General features: G+C 29.4%; 10 protein-coding genes. 7 read left to right on the top strand and 3 right to left on the bottom strand.

Going from position 1 to position 7552, the window contains the following annotated elements:
• Nucleotides 1-56 precede the first annotated feature (56 nt).
• The 7 genes from VLM92_RS01200 to VLM92_RS01170 all read left to right on the top strand — a co-directional run bounded on the left by VLM92_RS01200 (nucleotide 57) and on the right by VLM92_RS01170 (nucleotide 6515).
• Nucleotides 57-308 carry a Mor transcription activator family protein gene (locus VLM92_RS01200; protein ID WP_325274528.1) on the top strand — a complete coding sequence of 84 codons (252 nt, stop codon included), beginning with the start codon at nucleotides 57-59 and terminating at the stop codon, nucleotides 306-308.
• Nucleotides 309-532: 224 nt separating this feature from the next.
• On the top strand, nucleotides 533-1948 hold the full coding sequence (locus VLM92_RS01195) for a hypothetical protein (RefSeq protein WP_325274527.1): 1416 nt from the start codon (nucleotides 533-535) through the stop codon (nucleotides 1946-1948).
• Between the two features lie 139 nt (nucleotides 1949-2087).
• Complete coding sequence (locus VLM92_RS01190; protein WP_325274526.1) at nucleotides 2088-2945, top strand: DNA/RNA non-specific endonuclease; 858 nt, start codon at nucleotides 2088-2090, stop codon at nucleotides 2943-2945.
• 330 nt (nucleotides 2946-3275) lie between these two features.
• Complete coding sequence (locus VLM92_RS01185) at nucleotides 3276-3851, top strand: cyclase family protein (RefSeq protein ID WP_325274525.1); 576 nt, start codon at nucleotides 3276-3278, stop codon at nucleotides 3849-3851.
• A gap of 1 nt (nucleotide 3852) precedes the next feature.
• Nucleotides 3853-4308: a MarR family transcriptional regulator gene (locus tag VLM92_RS01180; RefSeq protein ID WP_325274524.1), complete on the top strand. Its 456-nt coding sequence runs from the start codon at nucleotides 3853-3855 to the stop codon at nucleotides 4306-4308.
• A gap of 326 nt (nucleotides 4309-4634) precedes the next feature.
• Nucleotides 4635-5060, top strand: a complete 426-nt coding sequence (locus VLM92_RS01175) for a MarR family transcriptional regulator (RefSeq protein ID WP_325274523.1) — start codon at nucleotides 4635-4637, stop codon at nucleotides 5058-5060.
• 282 nt (nucleotides 5061-5342) lie between these two features.
• Nucleotides 5343-6515 carry an MFS transporter gene (locus VLM92_RS01170; protein WP_325274522.1) on the top strand — a complete coding sequence of 391 codons (1173 nt, stop codon included), beginning with the start codon at nucleotides 5343-5345 and terminating at the stop codon, nucleotides 6513-6515.
• Between the two features lie 47 nt (nucleotides 6516-6562).
• Here VLM92_RS01170 and VLM92_RS01165 read toward each other — a convergent pair whose 3' ends face one another.
• The 3 genes from VLM92_RS01165 to VLM92_RS01155 form a co-directional block, all read right to left on the bottom strand.
• On the bottom strand, nucleotides 6563-6709 hold the full coding sequence (locus VLM92_RS01165; protein ID WP_325274521.1) for a YvrJ family protein: 147 nt from the start codon (nucleotides 6707-6709) through the stop codon (nucleotides 6563-6565).
• A 9-nt stretch (nucleotides 6710-6718) separates the two neighbouring features.
• Nucleotides 6719-6946, bottom strand: coding sequence for a DUF2922 domain-containing protein (locus VLM92_RS01160; RefSeq protein WP_325274520.1), 228 nt, complete (start codon nucleotides 6944-6946; stop codon nucleotides 6719-6721).
• Nucleotides 6947-7018: 72 nt separating this feature from the next.
• Complete coding sequence (locus tag VLM92_RS01155; RefSeq protein WP_325274519.1) at nucleotides 7019-7240, bottom strand: DUF1659 domain-containing protein; 222 nt, start codon at nucleotides 7238-7240, stop codon at nucleotides 7019-7021.
• Nucleotides 7241-7552: the final 312 nt, after the last annotated feature.

Below are 7552 nucleotides of genomic sequence, written 5' to 3'. Positions count from 1 at the left end.
TGGTATAATGGCCCAAGGCTTCATTTTGAAGAGGTTGTTTATTAGGAGGGGTATTTGTGTATGAGGATTTTAGGTTAGAGGATATTGGTGATGACTTGGTGGCTGTGGCACATTTTATGGGGATAGATTTGTTTGTTGAGTTTTGTGAAAAGTTTGGTGGTGAGTGTTTGTATTTCCCGGGTAAGAAGAGTTTATTAAGACCTAGTAGGAATAGGGAGATTAGGAAGTTATATGATGGATACAATTATGAGGAACTTGCTAGGAGATTTGGGATTAGTGTTACTCAGGTTAGGAATGTGGTTAGATGAGGCTCGTCTTCACCATTGAAATTGGCGACGGTATTGGAAAATCCAGTACCGTCGTTTTCAGTTTTTGTAAATTTAGAATTATAAATAGTGAACCGTTAAAGCCATATATAGTGTTTGCTCTAATATTTTACTAGAATAATTTTCAATCAATATTGAAAAACTACTACAGGGTAAAATAAAGAACAAAGTAAACAGCTTTTCAGTTTATTATTGGAGGTATGATTATGGATAAAAGAGAGTTTGTAATAGAATCACAATCTGAGATAGAAAGAGAGTTAATATCCAAACCTGATATTAGCAATCTTCAAAATTGTATACAGGATGTAAAAGACGCAACTTTAGACAGTGATAGTGGTCCGACAGATCCCACTGATTATAATCAACTATTAAAAAGATTAAAAGCTTGCGAACAAACACTTCCTCCTCTTTATCGTAAGGCAGTGTTTGATCCGTATATTAATAATCTTGAAAAGATTGGAAAAGAAGAGTTTGATAAGATACTTGCACTTGATCCAAGGAAAGAGAGATTGGGTGGTTTAATTTTTGATATTGCTCATGCTATTCTACAGAATGGTGAAGGATATAACAAAAAGGCTACAGATGCTTTTCAAGAAGTTGTTTGCGATTTAATTGATGGTTTTATAAGTGCAGAAGATAGAAAAAATGTAAAACCACCAGATAAGAGTGTCATTGCTCCTCTTGTTAAGTGGGGCAATCCTTTACATGGTCCATATACATGGACAATAGGGGCTACTTCGATTTTAGAGGTAGAGACAGCGATTGTAAATCTTCCACCAGCTAATGCTAAATATGGTCTACTTGCTTGGGCTGCGCTAGCTCATGAAACTGTAGGTCATGATATTTTGCATGCTGATACTGGACTTTTAACAGAACTAAAATATGCTGTTTGGAATGCTCTAACAGAACAAAATATAGGAAGTGGCTTACCTGAATATTGGGCTTCTAGAATTGATGAAACTGCTTCTGATGTTTTAGGAATACTTAATATAGGACCAGCAGCGGGAATAGGGTTGATTGGTTATTTTCGTGGCTTAAATTATGCTTTTACAGGAAAGCCAGTACTTAGAAATATTGGTCCTCAAAATGATTATCATCCAGCAGACATTATAAGAGGCTATTTGGCTGCTTCTGCAGTAAGATTACTTAATTTCAAAGGTGCAAAGGAGTGGGCACAAATTATTGAAGATGAAACTAATAAAGATCTTTCAACTATTCGCTTGGCGGGAACAGTAGTAAGCGTTGAGGAGGCACGTGAATCTGCCAGAATTGTTGCATCTACAATAATGCGTACAAAGTTGAAGAGTCTAGAAAATCATCAATTAGATCAGATTCAAAATTGGTATGATGATGACGAAAATATTGCCAATCAGTTAAGATCTTACTTAAGTACCACAACTCCATTGCCAATTACTTATGCTTCAGGAGTATATGCAGCTCACGTAGTTGCTGCAGCTGTTGTAGAAGCAACTTCAAAAGATGCTGATATATCTTTTATTTTTGAACGAATGTTAGATATTTTAAAGACAATGCATGATGCCAATCCAACATGGGCAAATTTCTATATAGAACATCCGGGAGATATTGTACCGCGTAAAGTTTATTTAAATTTTGTTCAATAAAAAACTTTATTATAAAGTATCAAAAAAGTTATTTTAAACTTAATTAAGTCAAGCTAAATTGTAATCTATATTGGAAATATTTTAATACTTTTAAAATCACTTGCCAAATTTAAAATAAATTTAAATAGGAGCGTTTTTTATGGAATATAAAGAAGATTTTCTTGGCCAAGATTTTCTTATCAAGTTACCTAAACTTGTTAATGAAACAAAAGACAGTGCTTTAAATAACGGTAAAGTATATGGTTTTACACACTATTCTCTTGTAATGAATGAAGAAACAAAATGTGCTATATACACTGCACATAATATAGATCAAAGCACAAGAAAATATGGATTAAAAAGAAGAAGATGGTGGTTTGATGAACGTATAGGAAGAGAGAATCAAGTGGGCGATGAAGTATATAAAGAACTTGATTATGCTGATGAATGGGATCGTGGGCATTTGGTTAGGAGGTTAGCAATTAATTGGGGTGATAGAGAAATAGCAAAACAAGCTAATTATGATTCTTTTTGTTTTGCCAATGCTTCCATACAACATGAAAATTTTAATCAAGATGAATGGTTGGCATTAGAAGATTATATTTTAAATTTTTCAGAAGATAATAATGATAAATTAAATGTATTCACAGGTCCTTTATATACAAAAAATGATCGTTGCTTAGGAAATGCAAAAATTCCTTCTGCCTTTTGGAAAATAATTTTTTTTGTTGATAAAAATCATAAATTACAATCTAGAGCATTTCTTATGAAACAAGACCCTTTTTGGTTTGATAAAGATGGTTCAAAATTTTTGAATTTAAAGAGATATCAAGTTACAATAAATGAAATAAGCAGATTGACAGGTATAGAATGGGAGGATTATATCTATGATACTAATCCTTTATTCTATTATGAATATGATATTACTAGAGAACATGGAATAGAAACACCTGAAAGAATTTTAATTACATCAGTTGATGATATAGTTATTGAACGTGAATTTTATCCAGTTGACTAATTTTTTTAGAAATATGTTATGATGGATACAATTATGAGGAACTTGTTAGAATGTTTGGGATTAGTATTACTCAGGTTAGGAATGTGGTTAGGGGTATGTGATTGTCTCTACTATTGAAATTCATAAAAAGGTATTGGTATAAAAGTAATATCTTTTTTGTTTAGTATAAGTAGCAATGAACCGTATCACAAGTAATGGATAAAAGTAGCCTTAATCATTTAAATTAAGTGATTAGGGCTACTTTCATATAAAAAAACAATGCAATAATGTTGACTAGGAAACAAAAATATAATAAAATATTGTTAACTTGGAAACAAAGGGGGGCATATTATGATAGATATAAGTCTTAAATTAGAAAGAACTAATAATGTATGGAATTGGTTGAAATCTCAAGAAAATAAGTTGATTTCAGCAGGTCATATAGGAACTCATATAGATGTTTATAACAAAAGTGAAATACCAGAAAACTATATTAAATCAAGAGGTGTAATAATAGATTGCAGTAATTATAGATTAGATGAAGAGATATGTATGGAGTGTATACAAGGTAAAGAAATTAATAATGGTGATTTCATTATTTTTAAGACTAATATAGGAGAAAAATATCCTTATGGAAGTGATATTTATATAAAGAATCATCATCAGTTAAGCTTGGAGTTAATAGACTATCTAATAAATAAAAAAGTTCATTTTATAGGTATCGATTGTGCAGGAATAAGAAGAGGAAAGGAACACTTTGAAGCTGATATAAAATGCGAAAATAATAATGTTTATGTAGTTGAAAATTTGGACTTATCTCAAGTTACTTATTATGAAAAAGAAATAAGTGTGTATACTATATGGATAAACAATCCTATTGTAACAGGATTAGCTACAAGAGTTTTAATTTATTTTATGGAGGAGTAATATGAATAATGATAAACTATTAAAAAAAACTATAGAAATTGTAGAATTATTTGAGTTGTTTAATAAAGTTAATTTTCAAGATATGTATAATGGACTGAACATAAATGAGGTTCACTCAATTGATTTTATAGGAAACAACAGTAATCCTAAACTTACTGATATAGCTAACTTCTTAAATATAACAAGAGGTGGAGCAACAAAAATAACTAAGAGACTAATAAATGAAGGGTATATTCAAGATTATAAATTATATGAAAATAAAAAAGAAAAATATTTTAAGCTGACAACGATAGGAAATGATATTTTTAATAAGCATAAATTAATACATGAAGAAAGTATCAGAAAAGATTCTAGAATATTTTCTGAGCTTAGTAAGGAAGAAAAAATAATAGCATTTAAATTCTTAGATATTTTGGAAAATGATTTAATTAATAAGTTAAAGAGTAACAAAGTATAAACTTATTATGGAATAGATTAAACTTATAGAATAAAAATTATAATTTAAAACGTGCTACGTTGGAGTAGTTACGGAGAACCGTACCATAAATAAAGGAGGTTTTTTGTGAATTAAAATAAACTTTAAAATATTATAACTAATAGGTTAATATGTAGGAAATAGAAAAGGTAGAGTATGGATAAAGATGTATTAAAAAATTAAGATTATTATATAGTTGACATATCAATTACTTATCAGTATAATGAATTAGTTGATATATCAATTATTTATTAATATAATAATGGATGTATTTTTAGCAATGTTAGAGATATATAGGAGGCATTAAGATGGATTATGATTTTAACGAGAGTATTGGATGGCATATATACCAAGCAAGAGTATTAATGAAAAACAAGTTGCATAGAAAACTTAAGCAATTTGCAATTACTGCAGAGCAATGGAGTGTTTTAATGACACTACATATGAAAGAAGGATATAACCAAAAGGAATTAGCAGAAAAATGTTTGAAAGATAGAGCGGCACTTACAAGAATTCTTGATATACTTGAAAAAAAAGAATTGATTGAAAGACAAAAATCACTTACTGATAGACGAGAATATCTAATTTATATTACTGATAAAGGACATAAATTATATGATGATATATTACCAGTAATAATTAAAAATGCAGAAGAAAATGTGGTGCAATTTAGTAATGAAGAAGTAGAACAACTTCAATACTTATTAAAAAAGTTAAATTCAAATTTAGAGTAACCTTCAATTAATATAACATATATAGAAAGTTAAAAATTCGTAGTGTAAAGTTAAGAGAAAATGTAATAAATTTTTCTTAAGTAATAATGATAAGATATTTCTATTAACTAATAGCTCTTAACTTTTCCTTTAATATTTTATTAAAATTTTTTGGAAAAATGATTGATATATCAATTAATGACATATCATTGAATATTTTTATTTAAAACTTTCTATGGTGTTATAATATCTAGCATTGTTATAGGTCTAAATAAATATAAAATAAGAAAAATGGAGGATCGTATGAGTAAAATCTCAAATAAAAAAGTTAGATCAAGATATATTACTGTATTTGCTACATTTTTAGCATTTATGGGAATTGGAGTTGTAGATCCAATATTACCTACAATTGCAAAACATATAGGGGCAAGTCATTGGCAAATCGAGATGCTTTTTACAGCTTATATTTTAACTATGGCGATTATGATGATTCCATCAGGAATTTTAGCTACTAAATTAGGAGATAAAAAAATGATGTGTATTGGACTTGGAATAGTAACGATATTTTCTTTGTTATGTGCTGTTTCAAATGGAATTTCACAACTGTCTATTTTCCGTGCAGGATGGGGATTTGGAAACTCTATGTTTTTTGCAACAGCGATGATGTTATTAATTGCATTTAGTGATGATGCAAATCGTGCAATAGGATTATATGAAGCTGCAATAGGACTTGGAATGGCAGGAGGACCTTTACTAGGAGGAATATTAGGTGGTTATTCTTGGAGATATCCTTTTATAGCAACTAGTTGTCTTATTTTTATTGCTTTCATATTAGTTAAATTCTTGGTTTACCAACCAGAAGTAAAAACAAAAAGGAAGGCTATAGGTGGAAAAGAACTTATAAACTTAATTAAGTTTCCACCGTTTATTAAAGTAGCGATGGCCTCAATGTGTTATTTTTATGGATTTTTTGTAATATTAGCATATTCACCACTTGTTATAAAATTATCGCCTATTAAATTAGGTTTTGTGTTTTTTGGATGGGGATTGATGCTTGCGTATGGTTCAGCAGTTCTTTCTCATCGTTTAGAGAAAAAATTTCAGCCTTCAGTTATATTACCTTGGAGTTTAGTTATATTTATGATTTTTCTAGGAGGTTTATATTTTACTAATAGTTTAGAAATAAGAATTGCACTGGTAGTTTTAAGTGGTTTAGTTTCAGGATTAAACAATGCTTTATTTACAAGTCATGTTATGGAGGTATCACCTTACGAAAGAGGAATTACTTCGGGTGCATATAATTTTGTACGTTGGCTTGGAGCTGCTATAGCACCAGTATTATCAGGAGTTATAGGACATGCCTTTTCAAGTAATATTCCATTTGCTTTAGCTAGTGTTGTTATGTTAGTAGGAATATTTTTAGTTGCTGGAAAACATAAACAAGAAATAGAATTAGAAAAAGTAGCAGAGTTATAATAAGGGGTATTTGAAAAGGAACTGATAAAAATCAGTTCCTTTTTTGGTTACTTTATATGTAGGATATTTTTGGATAGTTCGTTTATACTATCTGTTAAGCTTGCTAGCTTTCCTTCTATTCTTATCAATAGATACATTGATATGGCTATTGGAAATCCTACGTTAGCTATTAGAGTTTGTAAACTTGAATCCATAGGCTATTTTTATACTGCTAAGTCAAATTCTGTAGTATCTGTTTGTACTATTTTTGCTTCAACTAATTCTGTTAGTGCAGATCCTTCTGGTGCAAATATATCATTTGCTATGATAAGGTTCATAACAGCTAAGATTTCTGATTCTGTTACATCAGGTCTTGGGTTATCTATTGATATAGATACCTTTTTATCACTTGAAGTTTTAAAAGTCATTAATAATTTTGTTTTTATTTCCATGGTTTTTAGTCTCCTTTTATTTTATATATTTATTTAAATACTATATCATTGGTGCTATGATTGAAGCGAATTTTATGCTGATATTGTTGTGTTGTCTATTTTTGCTACTTCTATTAATATGTGTTCTTGTAGTGATGCCATTGCATCTGCAACTATGTATACTTTTTCATCTGTTGCATCTGGTCTTACTTTTGAGTATGTTCTACTTTTTACTATTGTTTTTCCATTTTCGTCCTTTCCACAGTCGAATCTCATTTTCAAGCTTGATGGATTTTTTGTTGGTATTACTGCCATTTTTAAATTCCCCCTTTTAATTTTTTTAGCAAGTTTGTCTTGCTTATATTTATATAGTACTAGGGGTTATGGATATGTAGTTATAACATAGGTGTACAACTTATGTATCTGAGTGAATACGAAGATATAGAAAATATTTTCTTGGAAATTTTGTTTTTTAATAAGTAAGATTATATTAAGAATTAAGGTTGATGAAATTTTTATAGGAGGGTATTTTATGAAGTTAGAAATAAAAGATGTTGGTGATAAGTTAGAAGTTTTATTTGAGATTGTTGGGCAGGAGAATTTTTTAGAAATTGCTAGGATGTATGG

This window comes from Romboutsia sp., assembly GCF_035470145.1.
GTDB lineage: Bacteria > Bacillota > Clostridia > Peptostreptococcales > Peptostreptococcaceae > Romboutsia_D.
The sequence above is the reverse complement of the archived record's forward strand: the minus strand, read 5'-3'. Positions and strand labels throughout refer to the sequence as shown.

Excerpts from the sequence above, each read along its gene's own strand:
- VLM92_RS01160 (WP_325274520.1), bottom strand. The coding sequence starts at position 6,946 with ATGGAAATAAAAACAAAATTATTAATGACTTTTAAAACTTCAAGTGAT.
- VLM92_RS01180 (WP_325274524.1), top strand. The coding sequence starts at position 3,853 with ATGAATAATGATAAACTATTAAAAAAAACTATAGAAATTGTAGAATTA.
- VLM92_RS01165 (WP_325274521.1), bottom strand. The coding sequence starts at position 6,709 with ATGGATTCAAGTTTACAAACTCTAATAGCTAACGTAGGATTTCCAATA.
- VLM92_RS01155 (WP_325274519.1), bottom strand. The coding sequence starts at position 7,240 with ATGGCAGTAATACCAACAAAAAATCCATCAAGCTTGAAAATGAGATTC.
- VLM92_RS01170 (WP_325274522.1), top strand. The coding sequence starts at position 5,343 with ATGAGTAAAATCTCAAATAAAAAAGTTAGATCAAGATATATTACTGTA.
- VLM92_RS01190 (WP_325274526.1), top strand. The coding sequence starts at position 2,088 with ATGGAATATAAAGAAGATTTTCTTGGCCAAGATTTTCTTATCAAGTTA.
- VLM92_RS01185 (WP_325274525.1), top strand. The coding sequence starts at position 3,276 with ATGATAGATATAAGTCTTAAATTAGAAAGAACTAATAATGTATGGAAT.
- VLM92_RS01195 (WP_325274527.1), top strand. The coding sequence starts at position 533 with ATGGATAAAAGAGAGTTTGTAATAGAATCACAATCTGAGATAGAAAGA.
- VLM92_RS01175 (WP_325274523.1), top strand. The coding sequence starts at position 4,635 with ATGGATTATGATTTTAACGAGAGTATTGGATGGCATATATACCAAGCA.